The sequence below is a fragment of the Alkalicoccobacillus murimartini genome, from assembly GCF_030813245.1.
Classification (GTDB): Bacteria; Bacillota; Bacilli; order Bacillales; family Bacillaceae_D; genus Alkalicoccobacillus; species Alkalicoccobacillus murimartini.
The window spans coordinates 24,769-45,343 of record NZ_JAUSUA010000009.1; the positions used below are offsets into that span (position 1 = coordinate 24,769).

20 protein-coding genes are annotated in these 20,575 nt (G+C 41.1%); 19 read left to right on the plus strand and 1 reads right to left on the minus strand.

Features of this window, described 5'->3' with window-relative positions:
• Positions 1-63: 63 nt before the first annotated feature.
• From J2S05_RS19555 to spoVT, 18 genes are all read left to right on the plus strand, one after another.
• The gene (locus J2S05_RS19555; protein WP_306985843.1) at positions 64-837 is read left to right on the plus strand and encodes a TatD family hydrolase; all 774 of its coding nucleotides are present in this window, start codon (positions 64-66) and stop codon (positions 835-837) included.
• Positions 838-1,441: 604 nt separating this feature from the next.
• Positions 1,442-2,719, plus strand: a complete 1,278-nt coding sequence (locus J2S05_RS19560; RefSeq protein ID WP_306985844.1) for a G5 and 3D domain-containing protein — start codon at positions 1,442-1,444, stop codon at positions 2,717-2,719.
• A gap of 117 nt (positions 2,720-2,836) precedes the next feature.
• Entirely contained in the window at positions 2,837-3,391 is a 555-nt protein-coding gene (gene rnmV, locus J2S05_RS19565; protein ID WP_306985846.1) for a ribonuclease M5, read from the plus strand.
• Complete coding sequence (gene rsmA, locus J2S05_RS19570; protein WP_306985847.1) at positions 3,392-4,270, plus strand: 16S rRNA (adenine(1518)-N(6)/adenine(1519)-N(6))-dimethyltransferase RsmA; 879 nt, start codon at positions 3,392-3,394, stop codon at positions 4,268-4,270. It abuts the gene before it with no gap.
• A gap of 54 nt (positions 4,271-4,324) precedes the next feature.
• A complete protein-coding gene (gene yabG / locus J2S05_RS19575; protein WP_306985850.1) occupies positions 4,325-5,188 on the plus strand; it encodes a sporulation peptidase YabG in 864 nt (287 codons plus the stop codon).
• Positions 5,189-5,438: 250 nt separating this feature from the next.
• Positions 5,439-5,711, plus strand: a complete 273-nt coding sequence (gene veg, locus J2S05_RS19580) for a biofilm formation stimulator Veg (protein WP_306985852.1) — start codon at positions 5,439-5,441, stop codon at positions 5,709-5,711.
• Between the two features lie 115 nt (positions 5,712-5,826).
• Entirely contained in the window at positions 5,827-6,012 is a 186-nt protein-coding gene (locus J2S05_RS19585) for a small, acid-soluble spore protein, alpha/beta type (RefSeq protein WP_306985853.1), read from the plus strand.
• A 395-nt stretch (positions 6,013-6,407) separates the two neighbouring features.
• Positions 6,408-7,301 (plus strand): 4-(cytidine 5'-diphospho)-2-C-methyl-D-erythritol kinase, encoded by an 894-nt coding sequence (gene ispE, locus J2S05_RS19590; protein ID WP_306985855.1) that lies wholly within the window; start codon positions 6,408-6,410, stop codon positions 7,299-7,301.
• A 29-nt stretch (positions 7,302-7,330) separates the two neighbouring features.
• Positions 7,331-8,164 carry a pur operon repressor gene (purR, locus tag J2S05_RS19595; RefSeq protein WP_306985857.1) on the plus strand — a complete coding sequence of 278 codons (834 nt, stop codon included), beginning with the start codon at positions 7,331-7,333 and terminating at the stop codon, positions 8,162-8,164.
• A 14-nt stretch (positions 8,165-8,178) separates the two neighbouring features.
• The gene (locus J2S05_RS19600; protein WP_306985860.1) at positions 8,179-8,556 is read left to right on the plus strand and encodes a RidA family protein; all 378 of its coding nucleotides are present in this window, start codon (positions 8,179-8,181) and stop codon (positions 8,554-8,556) included.
• Positions 8,557-8,748: 192 nt separating this feature from the next.
• Entirely contained in the window at positions 8,749-9,042 is a 294-nt protein-coding gene (spoVG, locus tag J2S05_RS19605; RefSeq protein ID WP_306985862.1) for a septation regulator SpoVG, read from the plus strand.
• Positions 9,043-9,212: 170 nt separating this feature from the next.
• Complete coding sequence (gene glmU / locus J2S05_RS19610; protein ID WP_306985864.1) at positions 9,213-10,568, plus strand: bifunctional UDP-N-acetylglucosamine diphosphorylase/glucosamine-1-phosphate N-acetyltransferase GlmU; 1,356 nt, start codon at positions 9,213-9,215, stop codon at positions 10,566-10,568.
• A 35-nt stretch (positions 10,569-10,603) separates the two neighbouring features.
• On the plus strand, positions 10,604-11,554 hold the full coding sequence (locus tag J2S05_RS19615; protein ID WP_306985866.1) for a ribose-phosphate diphosphokinase: 951 nt from the start codon (positions 10,604-10,606) through the stop codon (positions 11,552-11,554).
• Positions 11,555-11,655: 101 nt separating this feature from the next.
• The gene (locus J2S05_RS19620) at positions 11,656-12,306 is read left to right on the plus strand and encodes a 50S ribosomal protein L25/general stress protein Ctc (RefSeq protein ID WP_306985868.1); all 651 of its coding nucleotides are present in this window, start codon (positions 11,656-11,658) and stop codon (positions 12,304-12,306) included.
• Between the two features lie 79 nt (positions 12,307-12,385).
• Entirely contained in the window at positions 12,386-12,943 is a 558-nt protein-coding gene (gene pth / locus J2S05_RS19625) for an aminoacyl-tRNA hydrolase (RefSeq protein WP_306985954.1), read from the plus strand.
• 73 nt (positions 12,944-13,016) lie between these two features.
• On the plus strand, positions 13,017-13,247 hold the full coding sequence (locus tag J2S05_RS19630) for an anti-sigma-F factor Fin family protein (protein ID WP_306985870.1): 231 nt from the start codon (positions 13,017-13,019) through the stop codon (positions 13,245-13,247).
• Between the two features lie 163 nt (positions 13,248-13,410).
• Complete coding sequence (mfd, locus tag J2S05_RS19635; RefSeq protein ID WP_306985872.1) at positions 13,411-16,956, plus strand: transcription-repair coupling factor; 3,546 nt, start codon at positions 13,411-13,413, stop codon at positions 16,954-16,956.
• A 178-nt stretch (positions 16,957-17,134) separates the two neighbouring features.
• On the plus strand, positions 17,135-17,671 hold the full coding sequence (gene spoVT, locus J2S05_RS19640) for a stage V sporulation protein T (protein ID WP_306985873.1): 537 nt from the start codon (positions 17,135-17,137) through the stop codon (positions 17,669-17,671).
• 58 nt (positions 17,672-17,729) lie between these two features.
• Here spoVT and J2S05_RS19645 read toward each other — a convergent pair whose 3' ends face one another.
• Complete coding sequence (locus J2S05_RS19645) at positions 17,730-18,797, minus strand: undecaprenyldiphospho-muramoylpentapeptide beta-N-acetylglucosaminyltransferase (protein ID WP_306985875.1); 1,068 nt, start codon at positions 18,795-18,797, stop codon at positions 17,730-17,732.
• 180 nt (positions 18,798-18,977) lie between these two features.
• Here J2S05_RS19645 and J2S05_RS19650 point away from each other — a divergent pair, with 180 nt between their 5' ends.
• Complete coding sequence (locus J2S05_RS19650) at positions 18,978-20,573, plus strand: putative polysaccharide biosynthesis protein (protein WP_306985878.1); 1,596 nt, start codon at positions 18,978-18,980, stop codon at positions 20,571-20,573.
• The last annotated feature ends 2 nt before the right edge of the window (positions 20,574-20,575 follow it).

Below are 20,575 nucleotides of genomic sequence, written 5' to 3' on the forward strand. Positions count from 1 at the left end.
TGCATCTATATCAAAAAAAGCGGTAAGATTCTTTTCAAAGAGTTTTTTTATGGAGGTTTATGAATGTTATTTGATACACATGTTCACTTAAATGCAGAACAGTTTAATGATGATGTTGAAGAAGTTATTGCACGTGCTAAAGATGCGGGCGTAGAGCGTATGGTTGTAGTTGGCTTTGATGAGAAGACCATCAACCGAGCGTTAGAATTAGTGGAAGCGTATGAGTTTTTATATGCAGCGGTTGGTTGGCACCCCGTGGATGCTATTGACATGACTGATAAACATTTGGAATGGCTTGAAGAATTATCTGCTCACCCTAAAGTCGTTGCGCTGGGAGAAATGGGTCTTGATTACCATTGGGACAAGTCACCAAAAGATATTCAAAAAGAAGTATTTATTAAGCAAATACACTTAGCAAAGAAGGTTAATCTTCCAATAATCATTCATAATCGTGAAGCTGATCAAGATATTGTTGATATTTTGGAGGCAGAGGGCGCCAAGGATGTTGGTGGCATCATGCATTGTTTTGGAGGCAGTGTTGAAATTGCGGATCGATGTCTTGCAATGAATTTTTATATCTCTTTGGGAGGTCCCGTCACATTCAAAAATGCTAAACGTCCTAAAGAGGTCGCTAAGCATGTGCCGATAGAAAAGCTTTTGATCGAGACGGACTGTCCATATCTTGCTCCTCATCCAAATAGAGGGAAGAGGAATGAGCCTGGCTATGTGAAGCTTGTTGCAGAAGAAATCGCGGATCTTCGAGGCATATCGTATGAAGAGCTTGCTCAACATACAACGCGTAACGCGAATGAGTTGTTTAGACTTACGAATGAGTAATAGTTCAACTAAGATAAAGTGAGGGAATATCAAGAAAAGTTGGTATGTAGAAAGGTGAGCCAGGCGTTACCAAGAGGGTAGAACATCATACAAAGATGAAACAGGATCTACCAAGAGTGGAAGGGTATTACTAAGATGAATGGGCACAAAACCAAGCGATATTTGGAATTACGAAGAAGCAAAGAACTTGACTAAGAACTACGTCATTTTCATCATGAGGAAATCCTAACTAAGTAAGATGTCATATATCACACCCATAATCTGGGCTTTTCTATGCTGTCATTCTCAAACCATGTGGATGGCAGCATATCCATTTTTTTGATAAGCATGTATCTCCAAAACAACGTTTAGAACTTTCTTTTCGAATAAATATTTCGACAGGATTTCACAGCTTGTAGTACAACCTTGTCTTATTCGTTTTTGTTCTACAGGGATATCCTTGGACATAGAAGTAAGTGTCGAGAGAAAATTCTTTTCAATTTGCAAAAGTCAAGAGATAATGAGGGCATTCTTGCATGTAATAGTGAACTTTTTCTAAAGTTTAGTTGACAAGAGGAGGGACAATCGATATACTTCAGAGCGTTAAGAGGAGGAATGTCTACATATGGAAGCGAATAAGACGTATAGGCTTCTTTTGGATAATGTTTCTAATCATAAGTACCTCATTTCGATCATTGGCTTTGTCATTGCATTAGCTGCCATTTTTTATGTCGTATATGACATGACAAAACATACAGTTACAGTAAGCATCGACGGGAATGAAGACGTTGTTCTTTCAACCCATGCTGAAACCATAGCAGATTTATTTGCCGAAGAGGATTGGGATACAAATCAACATGATTTAATAGAACCGTCATTGGATACATCAATTGACGAAGATACACAGGTTCTGTGGAAACAAGCAAAAGAAGTAGCCATGACAATTGACGGAGATACACAAGATGTTTGGACAACAGCAGACGATGTCAGTGGGTTACTCGATGAATTAGCCATTGAGTTTAAAAGTCAGGATGAACTGGAGCCTGAATTAGATACTAATATTACACATAATATGGATGTTCAGTATAAGCCCGCCTTTTTAGTTACGTTACTAAGCGATAGGGAAGAGCAGGAAATATGGACAACTTCGACGACTGTCGCTGACTTTTTGGATAGAGAAGAGATTGAACTAGGAGATCTGGATCGAGTCGAACCAATTTTAGATGACCATTTAGATAAAACAACTGACGTTCAAATTACACGCATTGAAAAAGTCACCGATGTGGTGGAAGAATCAATCTCTTATGAGACGATTACGAAAAATGATGACAAGATTAACAAAGGAACAGAGCAAGTGGAAGAGGAAGGCGAAGAAGGTGTTCTAAAGAATACGTTTGAAGTCGTTCTTGAAGACGGGGAAGAAGTTTCTCGTGAGCTTGTCAAAACAGAAACAGTTAAAGATAGTGTAGATCGTGTTGTTGCGGTTGGTTCACGTGAGGAGACTCCAGCAGTGGCTGCTGCATCTGAAGAACAGCCAGTGCGTGAGGAGAAGCAAGAAACCCAAATTGCTAGTGAAACGGTTGAAGCACCTCAGGAAGAAACCACTTCCGAGGAGAAAACGGTGACGATGACGGCCACAGCCTATACAGCAAATTGTGCAGGGTGTAGCGGTGTAACGGCAACGGGAATTGATTTAAATAATAATCGTAATATGAAAGTTATTGCGGTTGATCCGAGTGTTATTCCACTTGGTTCCAAAGTGCATGTAGAAGGCTATGGTACGGCCATTGCTGGAGATACTGGTGGAGCCATCAATGGTAACAAGATTGATCTTCATGTCCCAACTAAGGCAGAAGCTGAGAGATTCGGACGCAAACAAGTGAAGGTAACTATTGTCGAATAAGATAGAGGATAGATGGAGCCGATCCACAGAGTATACTCTGGTGATGATCGGCTTCTTTTGTTTTGACGGAAATAAGGATACAATAAGGGACAGAATGGATGAGATCGGAGCAGGAGAATGAGAATTAAGGAAATGATTGTAGTGGAAGGTCGAGATGATACAACGGCTATTCAACGGGCTGTAGATGCAGACACGATTGAAACCAATGGATCGGCGATAGGAAAGGCCGTACTCGCTCGTATAGCTTTAGCCAAGGAAAGACGTGGGGTAATCATATTAACAGACCCTGACTACCCTGGTGAACGAATTCGCCGTATCGTAAGCCAACATGTTCCTGGCTGTAAGCATGCGTTTTTGCCAAAGCATGAGGCGATCTCTAAAAAAGGGGATGACTTAGGTGTGGAGAATGCAACACCAGAAGCTATCCGTCAGGCGTTATTAACTGTTCAGGAAGAAGCTGAAGAGGCACCTGCGCTTATTTTATGGGAGGACCTTCATGCGGCTGGTCTGATCTCGGGTGAACATGCGAGAAGAAGACGAGAGCAGATTGGTGATAAGCTTTCAATTGGATATGCAAATGGAAAACAGCTGCTTAAACGGCTTCATATGTTTCAAATACAGCCCGAGGAATTTCGTGAGGCTTTGATTTCGGTTCTTAAGGAGGAACAATAAATGACGAAAGATATTGCAACCCCACTACGCACTAAACAAATATTGGCTAAGCACGGTTTTCATTTAAAGAAAAGTTTGGGTCAGAACTTTCTAATTGATACAAACATCCTCACAAACATAGTAAATGCTGCAGGAATAGATGAGGATACTGGGGTCATTGAAGTAGGTCCAGGAATTGGAGCTCTAACTGAATACTTAGCAAGAGCTGCTAAAAAAGTCGTATCGATTGAAATTGATCAAAGATTGTTACCGGTGTTAGAGGATACGTTATCCCCGTACCCAAATGCAGAAGTGATCCATTCGGATGTGCTCAAAGCAGACCTGGAGCAATTACTCATTGATAAATTTTCGGACGTGAAACAAGTAAAGGTTGTAGCAAACCTTCCTTATTACGTGACTACACCCATTTTAATGCGCTTCCTTGAAGGGAAATTAGATGTGACAAGCATTACCGTCATGATTCAGTCCGAAGTGGCTCAGCGTATTGCAGCATCTCCAGGTACAAAAGAGTACGGTGCCTTATCGATTGCAGCCCAATATTACGCAGAGGCAGAACGGGTGATGACTGTGCCAGCAAGTGTCTTTGTGCCACCGCCGCGAGTTGACTCAGCTGTCCTTCATCTAAAAGTTCGTGATGAGCCAGCAGCTAAGGTAATCGATGAAACGTACTTTTTTGAAGTTTTCCATGCAAGCTTTGCTAATCGACGGAAAACCATCCTTAACAATCTTACGCATAATTTAGGCCCGAAAGAGCGAAAGGCAGAGATAGAAGAGGCTCTTGCAGAAGCGGCCATTGATCCTAAACGACGTGGAGAGACGTTATCCATACAAGAATTTGCTGCTCTAAGTGACGCGCTTTATACCCGGCTAAAAGCCTGAATACTGCACCGTTTTCCTCCTATAATCATAGGCTGAACAGGAGGGGGCGGAGCGATGAAGCTGCAGGTGGGAGAAAGCGTTACAAGAAATTCCTATCAAAACGACATGCTGTTTCGTATTCTTCAGATTGATCATCAGACGGCTATGCTTGCTGGAGAAGAAATGAGGCTGCTGGCAGATGCTCCAATTGAAGATTTGCTTGTTGTTTCTGATATAGATAAGCGAAAAAGGCGGGAGAAAGGGAAGGAAAAGGAAGACGTTTCTTACCGATTGTTTCGCCAGGATGCAAAGTTAATGAAGAAGCGTAATGAATATGCTGCGACATCTGGCTATGAAGCGGATGCCCAGTTTTTTGAATTAAGAGGACGTGTTCTTCATCTAGATGGGGACGCCTTTTATCTTCAGCGATGTACAGAGCTTTATGAGCGTTTTGGTGTACCGGTTTATGGTGTTCATTTAGATGAGAAAAAGATGCCTGATCAGATTGCCTCTCTGCTTGAGATGGTGCAACCTGATATTGTTGTCATAACGGGACATGATGCTTATATGCAGGATAAGGGTGGAGAGGACGAAATGAGAGCCTATCGCCACACCAAGTATTTTGCTGAGTGTGTACGTATTGCCCGCAAACACTGTTCTCATCGTGATGAATTAATTATATTTGCGGGGGCCTGTCAATCTCACTTTGAGACGCTAATTAAAGCGGGCGCAAACTTTGCGAGCTCTCCTGATCGAGTCAATATTCACGCGCTTGATCCCGTGTATATTGCCGCTAAGATCAGTAGGACCTCGTACCAGGATGCGATCAAGCTGTGGGAGGTTCTTCGTAATACCATCACGGGTGAAAAGGGTGTTGGAGGAATCGAAACAAAAGGTGTCATGCGTTTAGGCATGCCACTAAAGGAATTAAAGGAATAAATTGATAGGTCGTACCGGATAAAAACACCTTAGAGGGTCAAGTTGACTTTCGTAAGGTGTTTTTTGTGTATGACAAAAAGATACATATTATTCGAGATGAGGGACAAACTACAAAAGACCAATAGTTGGAAGATTCTTTTTTTATGCAAAAATGTTGACATGTATAAGATTGGATTGTTATAATTGAAAATTTATTTGACGAATTATGGCGAATGTGTTATGATGAGCAAATAGTGAGGTGGGTGTCAGGATGGCAAAAACGTTGATTGATATCAAGCGAACACTGGATGCGAATGTTGGAAAGCGGATTACCATAAAAGCGAACGGTGGTCGTCGTAAAACGATGGAACGTTCTGGGCTTTTAGAAGAAACGTACCCGTCAGTATTTATTGTTAAGCTAGATGAAGACGAGAATGCGTTTGAACGTGTATCTTACAGCTATGCAGATGTATTAACCCAGACTGTTGAACTTCTTTTATCAGAATCAGAAGAAGGAGACAGCGAGGTAGCACTTAACGCCTAACATCATGATAATACCTAATACGATGACTTCCTGTAAGATACAGGAAGTCATATTTTTTTGTTTTTCAAGCACACTAAGTATGCTGCCGTAATTTATTTTGAAGGGGATGTTCCGGATGAGTAGGAGACGCGGAGTGATGTCTGATCGATTGAAAGTAGAACTGGCAAAAGAGCTTGGTTTTTACGAAACAGTTGAGAAAGAAGGCTGGGGCGGCATCCGTGCCAGAGACGCAGGGAATATGGTGAAACGTGCGATAGAATTGGCAGAAAACCAATTGGCAAACGAACACAACTCTAAATAGAATGAAGCGGCAGCAGCAGTCTCGGGTATCCTGAGACTGCTTTTTTTAAAAAAGTAGGTTTAGCTGTGGTGGCGCTTGGGAATACTGTATCTAACAAACTACTTACTAGATTAGGAGGTTAGGTCATGAGCTTAAAGGAATATATTGAGTCCATTAACACGATGCTGGAACAAGCAAAGGAACAAGGGCAGCTGGATGCAAATGTCAGCTCTAAATAATCGTTTATCTCATACTTAATCACCACCCATACATGATCAAAAACCTCTAAAAAAAGAGGTTTTTTTGTTTGTCTAAAATCAATTATGACCGTAAGTTTCGACTGGAATGGATATGAGGTGGTATGTTAGGGGAACTAATGATAAAATAGCGTAAGCATAAATATAGAAGGTGAAGACGTGAAATGTTCAGTAAAAGCACCCGCAAAGATTAATTTATCCCTTGATGTGTTAGGGAAAAGAGATGATGGGTATCACGAAGTAGAAATGATTATGACAACGGTTGATCTGGCCGACCGGATTGATTTAACAGAAACAGCAGATCGACGTATTACTGTGGAAGTGTCTGAAGGTTTTGTTCCGAGTGATCACCGTAACCTTGCCTGGCAGGCTGGAAACTTGCTCCAGAAGCGATTTGGTGTTGAAAAAGGCGCGCATATCTATATTACAAAACGTATTCCTGTTGCTGCAGGCCTAGCAGGTGGGAGTAGTGATGCGGCTGCCACATTAAGAGGCTTAAATGAACTGTGGTCACTGAACCTGTCTCTGGATGAGCTGGCGAAGCTTGGTGGAGAAATCGGATCAGACGTTCCATTCTGTGTCTATGGTGGTACGGCTGTTGCTACTGGTAGAGGTGAGATCATTCGGCATATCGACTCACCACCCCCATTTTGGGTCATCTTAGCTAAACCGCCTACGGGTGTATCCACGGCTGATATCTATCGAGGATTAAAGCCGGGTTCTATCACTCATCCTGATACATCGGGTATGGAAGATGCGATTCGTTCACAGAATTTTGATCAGATCTGTGATCGTCTACATAATGTACTTGAGTCGGTGACATTGGATCTGTACCCCGAGGTAGACAAGATTAAAAAACAAATGCAACGATTTGGCGCAGATGGTGTGTTAATGAGTGGAAGCGGTCCGACGGTATTTGGATTAGTTGCAAAAGAATCCAGAGTGAATCGGATTTATAACGGGTTAAGAGGGTTTTGCGATGATGTCTACGCTGTGCGTTTAATTCGTTCTGGCAACACTTGCTTAAAACCGGACAAGAATGGTATGTTATAGGTAATTATTCGGTTTTTGGCGGAGGTACTATGAAAAAACTTAAACGCAGTGGTCGCCTGGTAGATATGACGTATTACTTGTTACAACACCCTCATGAAGTCATTTCTCTCTCTCGCTTTTCTGAGAGGTATCATTCGGCAAAATCCTCAATCAGTGAGGATTTAGTCATTGTAAAAGAGATATTTGAAGAAGAGGGATACGGCTCGTTACTAACCATACCTGGTGCTAGTGGAGGGGTTACTTTTATCCCTAGGATGAATAACAAGGATGCAGCAGGACTTGTGGACAGGCTCATTCAGCAATTGTCAGATCCTGAACGTATTTTACCTGGTGGGTACTTATACATGATGGACTTATTAGGGAACCCAAGACTTATGCACGAGATTGGTCGTTTGTTTGCTTCAGTCTTGGCAGATAAACAAATTGATGCTGTATTAACTGTTGCGACAAAAGGAATTCCTTTGGCTTATGCCGTAGGACATTATTTAGATGTGCCTGTACGAATTGTACGACGTGATCTTCGGGTCATGGAAGGTTCAATGGTTAGCATTAATTATGTATCAGGGTCCTCTAAGCGAGTGCAAACGATGACACTCGCTAGGCGTAGCTTAGCCCCTGGTGCCCGTGTCTTTGTCATTGACGATTTTATGAAGGCAGGCGGAACACTTAAAGGTATGGTGGACTTGCTTGAAGAGTTTGAGGCGGATCTCGTTGCGGTTGGCGTATTAACCGAATCAGTTGGTGTGGAAGAACGCCTGATTGATGACTATATTTCCATTACACGATTAAGTGAAATGAATATTCGAGATCGGACGATTCAAATTGAAGCCGGAAATGTTCTTGAGAAGGTAAAGGACCGGTAAATTTAGGAGGAATTATGATGAAGACTGTATATACAAATCAAGCACCTGAGGCAATTGGACCATACTCACAAGGGATTATCGTTAATAATCTATTTTACAGCTCAGGTCAAATTCCACTAAAGCCAAATGGCGAGCTTTTAGAGGGAGATGTGCAGGAACAGACACATCAAGTATTTGCAAACCTTAAAGCAGTGCTATCAGAAGCAGGGTCATCATTGGATTCGGTTGTTAAGGCAACAGTTTTCATTAAAAATATGGATGAGTTTCCTCTGATCAACGAGGTTTACGGGTCTTACTTCGATACACACAAACCAGCTCGTTCTTGTGTGGAAGTGGCTAGGTTACCGAAAGATGTTTTAGTAGAAATTGAAGTCATTGCACTTGTGAAGTAAAAATCAAATAGAAACGTATGACTTTTGAATGAGCATCCTTTTGGATGCTCATTTTTTTGAATTCGACTAATTTCGTGGAAAAAATGGATAATTTCCACGATTTTTTTTAATTATTTCATATTTTTAGAAGGAAAACTCAACCTTTCATCGAAATGGTAAGTATCAAGAAAAGATTAACGGAGGGATGGCTACATGGAGATCACAGATGTCAGACTACGCCGCGTACAGACTGATGGGCGTATGAGGGCGATTGCTTCAATAACGATAGATTTTGAGTTTGTTGTTCATGATATCCGTGTTATTGATGGGAATAATGGGTTGTTTGTAGCAATGCCGAGTAAGCGGACGCCGGAGGGTGAATTTCGTGATATTGCCCATCCGATTTCTTCTAAAACGAGGGATAAGATTCAAGATGCTGTCCTGAAAGAATTTGAACGAGTCGGTGCAGCAGAAGAGGCTTCGCTTGAAGAGGCGGGCGCTTCTTAATTCGTTTATTGTGAGCTACTGCCATAGAGGCGGTGGCTTTTTTGTATGCCTTAAATCAATCAGACTACATTAGTAACAATATATCCCTATTGAAATAGGGCGATCTTTCCTTGAAATGACCTGTTATTTAGGATATATTCGTAAGGGATATAGATGATGGGGAGGAAGCCATGAGTAATCGTTATGCAGTGATTTTAGCAGCGGGGCAAGGAACGCGAATGAAATCAAAGCTTTATAAAGTACTTCATCCAGTTTGTGGAAAGCCGATGGTGCAACATGTTTCTGATGCACTAGGGCAAGTTGGATTTGACGAGACCGTTATAGTAGTAGGGCATGGAGCAGAAGCCGTAAAGGCACAGCTAGGGGATCAAATGCATTATGTTCTTCAATCCGAACAGCTTGGCACAGGGCACGCCGTACTGCAAGCAGACGACCTGTTGAAGGATAAGAAGGGTATGACGGTTGTACTTGCTGGTGATACACCTTTAATAACAGGAGAAACGATTGATGCATTAATGAAAGAGCATCAAAGTCAAAAGGCTAAAATTACAGTACTAACGGCCCTTGCTGAAGATCCAACTGGTTACGGCAGGGTCATTCGTGATGCCAATGGACTGGTTCAGAGGGTTGTCGAGCACAAGGATGCGACAGCTGAAGAGCAAAAGGTCCGTGAGATCAATACGAGTACGTACTGTTTTGATAATGAATTATTGTTTAAGGCGCTAAAGCAGGTTGGCAATCATAATTCTCAAGGAGAGTATTACTTACCTGATGTTATCGAAATCCTTCAAAAGCAAGGTGAAGTAATTGCAGCATATCAATCACCTACATTCACTGAAACATTGGGTGTAAATGATCGATTAGCCTTGTCTCAAGCAGAACAAATTATGAAGCTGCGTATCAATGAAGCTTGGATGCGTGCAGGGGTAACGATTATTAATCCTGAACAGACTTACATCTCAGCCGATGCAACAATTGGCCAAGATACGGTTATTTGGCCAGGTGCTTCGATTAAGGGTCATACCGTGATTGGTTCTGATTGTACAATTGGTGCGAACAGTGAAATATTAAATAGCACGATTGCCGATCGAGTGGAGGTCAAACAGTCAGTTATTCACGATAGTAAAGTTGCGCAAGACGTTACCATTGGACCGTTTGCTCATATTAGGCCCGGAACAGAGCTTGGTGAAGAAGTACGTATTGGGAACTTTGTAGAAGTGAAGAAATCAACCCTTGCTAAAGGATCAAAGGCCGCACACCTTAGCTATGTAGGCGACGCTGAAGTAGGTAAACATGTAAACTTAGGTTGTGGAACGATTACAGTGAATTATGATGGGGTAAACAAACACAAAACGACCATAGATGATGGTGCGTTTATCGGAAGTAATTCAAATCTCATTGCACCTGTTCACATTGGTGAAAATGCTTTGGTAGCAGCTGGGTCTACGATTACGGATGATGTACCCGGTAAAGCATTATCCATTGCAAGAGCAAGACAGGTAAATAAAGAACAATATAAGAAATAAAGCAGATTGAACTAATGTGTGGAGGGAACAAAACAATGGCGAAGTACGGCGATCCAAGCTTAAAGGTGTTTACACTCAATTCAAATAAGGATTTGGCTCAAGAAATTACAGAGAATATCGGGTTAACACTAGGTAAGAACTCTGTCATGCGTTTTAGCGACGGCGAGGTACAAATTAATATTGAAGAAAGTATCCGTGGGTGTGATATTTATCTAATTCAATCCACATCAGCTCCAGCTAATGAGCATATTATGGAGCTTCTAATTATGATTGACGCGCTTAAGCGTGCTTCTGCAAAAACGATTAATATTGTCCTTCCTTACTATGGATACGGACGTCAAGATCGAAAAGCTCGCGCTCGTGAACCAATTACGGCCAAGCTTGTTGCTAATCTGTTGGAAACTGCGGGAGCAACTCGCGTTTTAACGGTTGATCTTCACGCTACTCAAATCCAAGGATTCTTTGATATTCCAGTCGATCAACTTATGGGTGTTCCAATTTTGTCTGATTATTTTAAAGATAAAAACCTTGATGATGTAGTTGTTGTATCTCCAGACCACGGTGGTGTGGTGCGTGCGAGAAAAATGGCTGATCGCTTGAAAACACCAATTGCAATCATTGATAAAAGAAGACCGAAGCCAAACGTCTCTGAAGTCATGAATATTGTTGGTAACATTGAAGGCAAAACATGTATCATCATTGATGACATCATCGATACAGCGGGTACAATTACACTTGCGGCTAATGCTTTAGTAGAATACGGTGCGAAGGAAGTGTACGCATGCTGTACGCACCCTGTTCTGTCTGGTCCAGCTATTGAGCGTATCCATAACTCGAAGATTAAAGAACTAGTTGTAACAAATACCATTGCATTAAAAGAAGAGCAACAAATTGATAAAATTACATCTCTATCCGTTGCTCCATTACTTGCAGAAGCCATTATTCGTGTACACGAAAATTCTTCTGTTAGTACGCTGTTTGATTGATCGTCGAATAAAAGATCATAGTTTTTTTGCAAAGTCGGTTTGAAACGTTATGTTTAGGGGAACACATACAATAGAGTGTAATCTAATCAGAGGTGATAATAATGGCAGTTTTAAAAGCAGAAAAACGTACAGATATGAGAGGATCAGGAACTAGAAAGGTCCGCAACGCAGGTTTTGTACCTGGTGTATTATATGGTAATAAAGTAGAATCTACACCAGTATCCGTTGAAAGTGTAGATTTTCTAAAAACAATTCGTGAGGTTGGTCGTAACGGCTTATTCTCTCTTCAAGTTAAAGGCGGTAAAAAACACCAGGTTATGGTGCAGGAAGTACAAACGGATCCATTGAAAGATTCATTTGTCCACATCGACTTTTTCGAAGTAGATATGAAATCAGAAATGGATGCAGATGTTCCAGTTCGTCTAGAAGGTGAAGCTCCAGGAGTTAAAGAAGGTGGAGTACTTGCCCAACTGAAACACGAAATTAGTGTGAAGTGTCTTCCGGCTGACATTCCTGAAGAAGTTGTAGTAGACGTATCTGAACTTAATATCGGCGATGGAATTACGGTTGCAGATATCAAAGCATCGATTTCTGTTGACGTATCAAGTGAAGATGAAGAAACGATTGTAACGGTACAACCACCAACTGTTGAGCCAGATCCTGAAGAGGAAGAAGCAGAGAATGTTACTGCTGACCAAGTGGAAGCAACAGAAGAACGCAAAGATGAAAATAAAGATGGTCGAGTAGAGTAACAAGACTCACCCCCTCAAAAGGTATAGCCTATAAGGTTATACCTTTTTGAGGAGTATAATGTCAGAAAGTAGGGAGCAAATGAAAGTTATCGTTGGACTCGGAAACCCTGGATCAAAATATGCGGGGACGCGACACAATATTGGATTTGATATTATTGATTATATAGTCAAAGATCTAGGTATTGAATTGAATCAATCAAAATTTAAAGGTGTTTTTGGTACATATCTTCACAAAGGAGAAAAGATCTTCTTCTTAAAACCACTGACCTATATGAACTTATCAGGCGAGTCAGTTGCCCCATTATTAAACTATTATGATATTCCTTTAGAGAATTTGCTTGTTGTTTATGATGATCTCGATCTTCCGGTAGGTAAGATTCGTTTACGCCAAAAAGGTGGCGCAGGTGGTCACAATGGTATTAAATCATTACTATCTCATTTAGGAACAAACGAATTTAATCGTATTCGTGTTGGGATTGATCGGCCAGCTTCAGGGAGTGAATTGGTTCACTATGTACTTGGTGGCTATCGTCCAGAGGAAAAAGAAGCTGTTCAAGATTCAATTCATCAATCATCAAAAGCGATTGAAGCATGGCTAGACAAACCATTCCTTGAAGTGATGAACACGTTTAATTAAGTAGGCTGTATAGCACCTTTTGTCGTGGCTTATACTAACGATAAGTAGAAGCAAGGCAAAAGAGGTGATAATAATGGCTGTTCACTATACATGCAAGCACTGCAAGATGAGTATTGGTACCCTCTCACATACAGTTGAATCAAGTGAAGAACTTGGGATTAATGTATTAGATAACAGTCACCGTGATGAAGTATTGACATATGCGGAGAACGGTGATATACATGTGAGAGCAATATGTGAGGATTGCCATGAGGCGCTCACACGCAATCCGACGCTCTATGAGTTGGATTCATTCATCCAGTAAAGACGAAGACAAACCATACATTAAGCTTTGGCGAAATAAGCCAAAGCGTTTTTCTATTCAAAATAGCTTTATTCTATAGTCATAAGATAGAAGATCGTGGAGTAGCAATAAATAGAAGTGTGCAAGACCTTCGATTAAGGTTTTAAGAAACAGGGGGATCTACATGTTAGGATTGCAATCTTACTTTATAAATAGTCAGGAGCTTAAGACGGTCTCATCAAGCTTGGATACCAATATGAAAGAGCAGCTGATTTCTGGTTTAACGGGCTCTTCGCGGACTTTAGCTATGGCATCTATATACCGAGAGACTAAAAAAAGCCAGTTAGTTATCACTCATAATCTATATCAAGCTCAAAAGATTTATGAAGACCTTGTTGACCTTTTGGGGGATGAGCATGTCTATCTCTACCCAGTAAATGAACTTATATCGGCAGAAATTGCTGTAGCAAGCCCTGAAATGAAAGCACAACGCCTTGACCTGTTAAACACACTGGCTGAAGGCTTTTCTGGCGTGGTGATTGCTCCATTAGCAGGGGTAAGAAGATTACTTCCGCCTAAAGATGTGTGGCAGCAGAGCTTTTTTACATTCGAAACAGGGTTAGATATCATATCGATTGATACGTTACTTAATAAGTTAATCCGAGTCGGTTACCGCAGGGTGGACATGGTGTCTGCGCCAGGGGAAATCAGCGTGCGTGGGGGGATTATTGATCTGTATCCGCTTACAGAGGCGAATCCTGTTCGTATTGAGTTATTTGATACAGAAATTGATTCCATTCGCTCTTTTTCATTAGATACTCAACGTTCCCTTGAGAATGTAGAAAAGCTAAAGGTAGGTCCTGCTGAGGAAATTATTTTGCATGACCAACATTTTTCACAAGGAGCCAGTCGTTTAGAGGAACAGCTTGCGGTTACCCTGAAGCGAGTATCTGCTAAAACAACTAGAGCTCAGCTTGATCAAAAAATCACATCAGACATTGATAAATTAAAGCAGCGGACTAGCTTTGAAGGTATGTATAAATATATGTCCTTTTATTACGAAGAGCCTGCATCCCTGTTAAGCTATATGCCTGAAGATGCGGTATTTGTCATTGATGAAATGAGCCGTGTAAAAGAGATGGCTGACAATCTGCAAAAAGAAGAAGCTGATTGGAGTTTATCTTTGGTTGAGAACGGTGACTTAGTCCATGACGCGAATATGTCTATGGATGTTTTGTCGCAGTTTCAGAAGTCGAAGAATCCGATTATCTATCTTTCATTATTCTTGAAGCATGTGCCTTCAACGTCTCCTCAAAACGTGATTAGCTTCTCATGTAAATCCATGCAGAACTTTCACGGTCAGATGCAGTTGCTAGAGTCGGAAGTGAAACGATGGAAAAAAGCAGGATATGCGGTGTTGTTTGTAGCTGGAACAAAAGATAGGGCAGATCGTCTATCTCTTAATTTAGAAGAGGAAAAAATTGATGTCCATCAAGTAGACCGGGGGACCGAGCTGACTGAGGGTACGGTTCATATTATGCAAGGGCAACTACACTCTGGCTTTGAACTACCTGTCCAAAAGCTAGTTGTGTTAACCGAGGAAGAAGTATTCGCCAAACAAACCAAACGACCACAACGACGTCAGAAACTGACGAACGCTGAGCGAATCAAAAGCTATTCGGAGTTAAAAGTTGGCGATTTGATTGTTCATACGAATCACGGTATCGGGAAGTACCTCGGTATTGAGACACTCGAGATTAATGGACTTCATAAAGATTATCTACATTTGCGATATGCAGCAAATGATAAATTATACGTTCCGGTTGATCAGATTGACCAAGTTCAAAAATACGTGGGATCAGAAGAAAAAGATCCAAAGATCTATGCACTTGGAGGAAGCGACTGGAAAAAAGTAAAGCGCAAGGTCCAATCATCAGTAGAAGATATTGCGGATGACTTAATCAAGTTATATGCAGAGCGTGAAGCAAGTAAAGGACATGCTTTTACAAAGGATGCACATGAACAGCGGGAGTTCGAGACATCGTTCCAATATTCTGAGACAGAGGATCAACTGCGTGCTGCTGAAGAAATTAAACAAGACATGGAACGAATTCGTCCGATGGATCGTCTGTTGTGTGGTGATGTTGGTTACGGAAAAACAGAAGTGGCAATTCGTGCTGCATTTAAAGCCATTATGGATGGCAAACAAGTAGCAATACTCGTGCCAACAACAATTCTTGCTCAACAGCATTATGAAACCATTATGGAGAGGTTTTCTGAGTTTCCGATTAATATTGGGGTTCTTAGTCGATTCCGCTCGCGTAAACAGCAGAATGAAACCCTTAAAGGTGTTAAAGCAGGGTCCGTCGACTTAATTGTGGGTACCCATCGTTTATTATCTAAAGATGTAGAGTTCAAAGATCTGGGCCTACTGATTGTGGATGAAGAGCAACGATTTGGTGTGACACATAAAGAGAAAATTAAGCAGTTAAAAGCCAATATAGATGTGCTGACATTAACAGCAACGCCGATACCACGTACATTACATATGTCGATGTTAGGCGTTCGTGATTTGTCTGTCATTGAAACACCACCTGAAAATCGTTTTCCAGTTCAAACATACGTGGTGGAATTTAATGAATCACTGGTTCGTGAAGCGATTGAACGTGAATTGGCTCGTGGTGGCCAGGTTTATTTTCTCTACAATCGAGTTGAGGACATAGAACGAATGTCTGAAAAAATATCCATGCTTGTACCGGATGCAAAAGTAAGCTTTGCACATGGACAGATGAATGAACGAGAGCTTGAATCGATTATGCTTGATTTCCTTGAAGGAAACAGTGATGTGTTGGTTACAACAACCATCATTGAAACAGGAGTTGATATTCCGAATGTGAATACACTCTTTATTTATAATGCAGATAAGATGGGACTTTCTCAGCTTTACCAAATTCGTGGTCGTGTGGGTCGCTCTAATCGCGTGGCCTATGCGTACTTTACGTATCAGCGTGATAAGGTGCTCACAGAAGTGGCAGAGAAACGATTGCAGGCGATCAAAGAGTTTACGGAGCTTGGATCAGGATTTAAGATTGCGATGCGTGATTTAACCATTCGAGGTGCGGGAAATCTCCTAGGTGCCCAACAGCATGGTTTTATCGAATCTGTTGGTTTTGATCTGTACTCTCAAATGTTGAAAGAAGCCATTGAAGAGCGTAAGGGAGAAAAACCAAAAGAACCCCCATTCCAAATGGAGCTGGATGTTAATATTGATGCGTATATTCCAGAAGCCTATATTACGGATGCCAAACAGAAGATCGAAATGTACAAACGCTTTAAAGGGATTGAGGTCGTGAGTGAGCTTCAGGACTTAAAGGATGAGATGTTTGATCGCTTTGGTGAATACCCGAAGGAAGTGGATGACTTAATCCGCCTGACAAAGATCAAATTGATCGGTAATAAAGAACGTATTGAAAAAATTACTGAAAATAAAGACCAGGTCACGATCATGTTAACAGAGGAGAGCTCTGAGAATATGGACGGAAGTAAATTATTTGATCTTGTGAATAAATTCGGTCGTAATGTAACACTTGGAACAGAAGGAAAGCGAATCAAGATTGTCATTAAGACTAGACAGCTTACAAGTGAAAAGCTATTAGAAATATTGGAGAAGGCTGTGGATGCGATTCCGCGTTCTAAAAAGAAGAAAAAGACGGCGTCTCCTGCATCATAAGTTGGTGTTTATGGCAAAAACGCCCTCAAAAAATGGCTGATACATCCATGGCACTGAAACAAATTCATAAATTGGGGAATAGTTCTTATTTGTAGACAAATACTATTCTTAACCCGAGCCAAAGTTGCTGATAGAAGTGTCCAGGGATTACACCATTGAAAGTGAGGAAATACACAACATGAAAGCTACTGGAATCGTAAGACGTATTGATGATTTAGGCAGAGTCGTTATTCCTAAAGAGATTCGGAGAACGTTAAGAATCCGTGAAGGAGATCCATTAGAGATTTTTGTGGATCGGGATGGTGAAGTGATTCTGAAGAAATACTCACCTATCTCGGAGCTTGGTGATTTTGCGAAGGAATACGCAGAGGCATTATACGGAAGTCTAAACCATCATGTACTTATATCTGACCGTGATACTTTTATTGCGGTATCAGGAGCTTCCAAAAAAGAATTTGCAAATAAAGCGATAGGCGAAGTTGTTGAGGCTGCTATGGAACAAAGAAAAACCAAGGTAGAGTCCAACCCAGGTGAGTACAACTTAGTCAGCGAACACCATGATGATTATAAAGGTTTTGTGATTGCACCAATTATTGCAAATGGTGATCCAATAGGAACAGTCATTATCTTTAATAAGGAACAAGCACTTAATGGAATGTTAGAACAAAAAATGGCCGAAACGGCTGCAAGCTTCTTAGCGAGGCAAATGGAATAAAAAAAGAGAACCGTTTTCTTAAAGGCTAATTCAGCCAGAAAACGGTTCTTTTATTGTTCTATGAAGAAATATGTGCGTTCATTTCAGTTAGAATCATGCTAATGGCATCTGTTTCTTGAGAGTTTATCATCTTTTGTTTAAATGTATGCTCATTTTCTTTTAATTTAATGAGTTGGTTAAGGATCGTTTCTTTTGATAGATCCTCTTCTTCTAGTGTAAGGCTGTAACCTTTTTTCTCGAAAGAGTTAGCATTCAAAATTTGATCACCGCGGCTTTGAGCACGTGATAATGGGATAATTAACATTGGTTTTTTTAGAGCTAAAAATTCAAAGATGGCATTTGATCCACCGCGTGTGACCACATAGTTGGTCGCTGCAAGAATATCAGATAATTCATCATGAACATATTCAAATTGCTTATAGCCAGTGTGATGGTCAAGGGATGGATCTAAATGACCTTTCCCACATAGATGAACAATTTGAAAACGAGAAAGTAGCTCAGGTAAAGCTTCTCGTACGGCATCATTAATTGATTTTGCGCCCAAGCTTCCACCCATTACCGTAAGGACAGGTATACTAGAATGAAAACCAAGAAAATCAAGGCCTTGCTTGGCATTGCCTTCGAACAATTCCTTCCGAATGGGTGAACCGATCGCCTTCGTTTTGGAAGAAGGAAAATGCGCCGCAGCTTCGTCAAATGATGTAAAGATTTTTGTTGTAAAGCGCTGAGCAAGCTTATTTGCTAAACCTGGTGTTAAGTCACTTTCGTGCAGGAAAACAGGGATCTTTAAGCTTGAGGCAGCAATGACTACGGGTACAGTTACAAATCCACCTTTTGAAAAGACGAGATCTGGTTTATGTTTTTTCAGTACTTTTCGCGCATCAAAAATCCCTTTCATTACACGAAAAGCATCGGTAGCGTTTTGGAGGTCAATATAACGGCGAAGCTTCCCACTTGAGATCGCCTCGTAGGGAATCGACGTACGTCCAATTAATTCTTTTTCAATACCATTATGCGAACCTATATAAGAAATGTCCCATTCGGTTTGATCAAGCTGATCCATGATCGCAATATTTGGAGTGACGTGTCCAGCGGATCCACCACCAGTAAAAACGATTTTTTTCATTTGAATTTCTCCTTATGCAGCTCGTGTGAGCAAGCGAAATCATATAGTAGTACCTGATTTTGTTCTTCTTCACTTTACTTGAATTCCGTGGTGAGCTCAACCATTGGATTAGCCTTGGATAGCGATTTAGTTGGAAATTGAGTATGATAGAGATAGTGGTTACTGTTAGGGGGAAGGCGCTTGAATACTGAAGTTAATCAAAGGAAAACATTCCTTAAAGGCGCCGTTTTATTATCTGTTGCTGCTCTTTTAACTAAAATCATTAGTGCGGGTTATCGGATTCCATATCAGAACATGGCTGGCGATTTAGGATTTTATGTGTATCAGCAAATCTATCCATTCTATGGATTCATGGCGATTGTCTCCTTATATGGCTTCCCAGTTGTTTTATCAAGGCAATTGGCAGAAAACAATCGGGATGTGAAAGCAACAACAGGATTATATTTTATTGGACTCTTCCTATTCTCACTAGTGGCCGTTGTGCTTATGGTTAGCTTGGCCCCTTGGCTCGCTGTTTGGATGGGAGATGACAAATTAACGAGTGTACTAAGAATCACAGGATTTTCTTTTCTGTTCCTGCCATTTTTAAGTGTAGCTAGAGGTGTAACTCAAGGACAGGCAGAGATGCTTCCTACCGCTGTTTCTAATGTTGGAGAACAGCTGGTACGGGTAACGGCGATCCTACTTATTACATATCTACTTATGAGAACAAGTGCTGATGCCTATCAATTAGGCTCTGGAGCTATATTAGGCTCGTTACTTGGAAGTCTCACGGGTGTCATCATTTTATTTGTTTATCTTTATAAAATGGGCGTATCATTTGGCTTAACAGAGGTAAAATTATTTTCATTTAAAGCCGGCATGAAGCAAGTAGGGTCCTTGCTCGGACAAAGTGTGTTTATTTGCATGAATGCACTCGTCTTAATCTTGTTCCAGTTTGTCGATGTATTTTCTATGATTCATCTACTGCAAATTCATGGAGTAAGTGAGACACAGGCATATCATATTAAGGGAATATACGATCGTGGTCAGCCATTGCTTCAACTAGGCACCATTTTGGCAACAACGATGGCGTTGGCGATTGTACCAGCCCTCGCTCAAGCGAGAGCAAGAAACAATCACAAGGAAGTGCTAGGTTTTCAGGATATGGCGGTGAGGCTTGCTTTATTAATTGGTGGGGCTGCAACCATTGGATTAATTATCATTATGGGACCAGTTAATCATATGTTATTTACCGATCAACAGGGTTCGATGATTCTAAGGATATTGGTTTTATCTATTGCTCCATGTTCTATTTATTTAACTGGGGCAGCCATATTACAAGGCTATGGTCATATTCGTTTGCCTGCGTTCATCATTGGGATTGGCCTAGTTGTGAAACTACTGGCTAATGTCCTGTTGACCCCAATCTTTGGAGCTGGTGGTGCAGCGGCTGCCACAACACTAGCATTTACCGTAATGGCTTTACTTGGCCTTTATTGGATCAAAAAAGTATCAGGAAAATTATGCAGTCATCCGAAATCATATCAAGCACTGTTTCTGACACTAGCTATTCTTTCTGCTGGAGCTTCTATTGGCTACTGGTTATTGTCATGGTGGCTAGGACTTGGGCAGGGCAGGCTACTCGATACAGGAATAGCACTTGCTGTAAGTGGAGTGGGAGGAATTATCGTCCTGATCTGTATCATTCAATTACCCATATTCACCTCAAGTGAGTGGGATCAGGTACCGAAGCTTAAGAAGTTAAAAGGAATTTTGGTAAGTAGGAAGGAATGAAT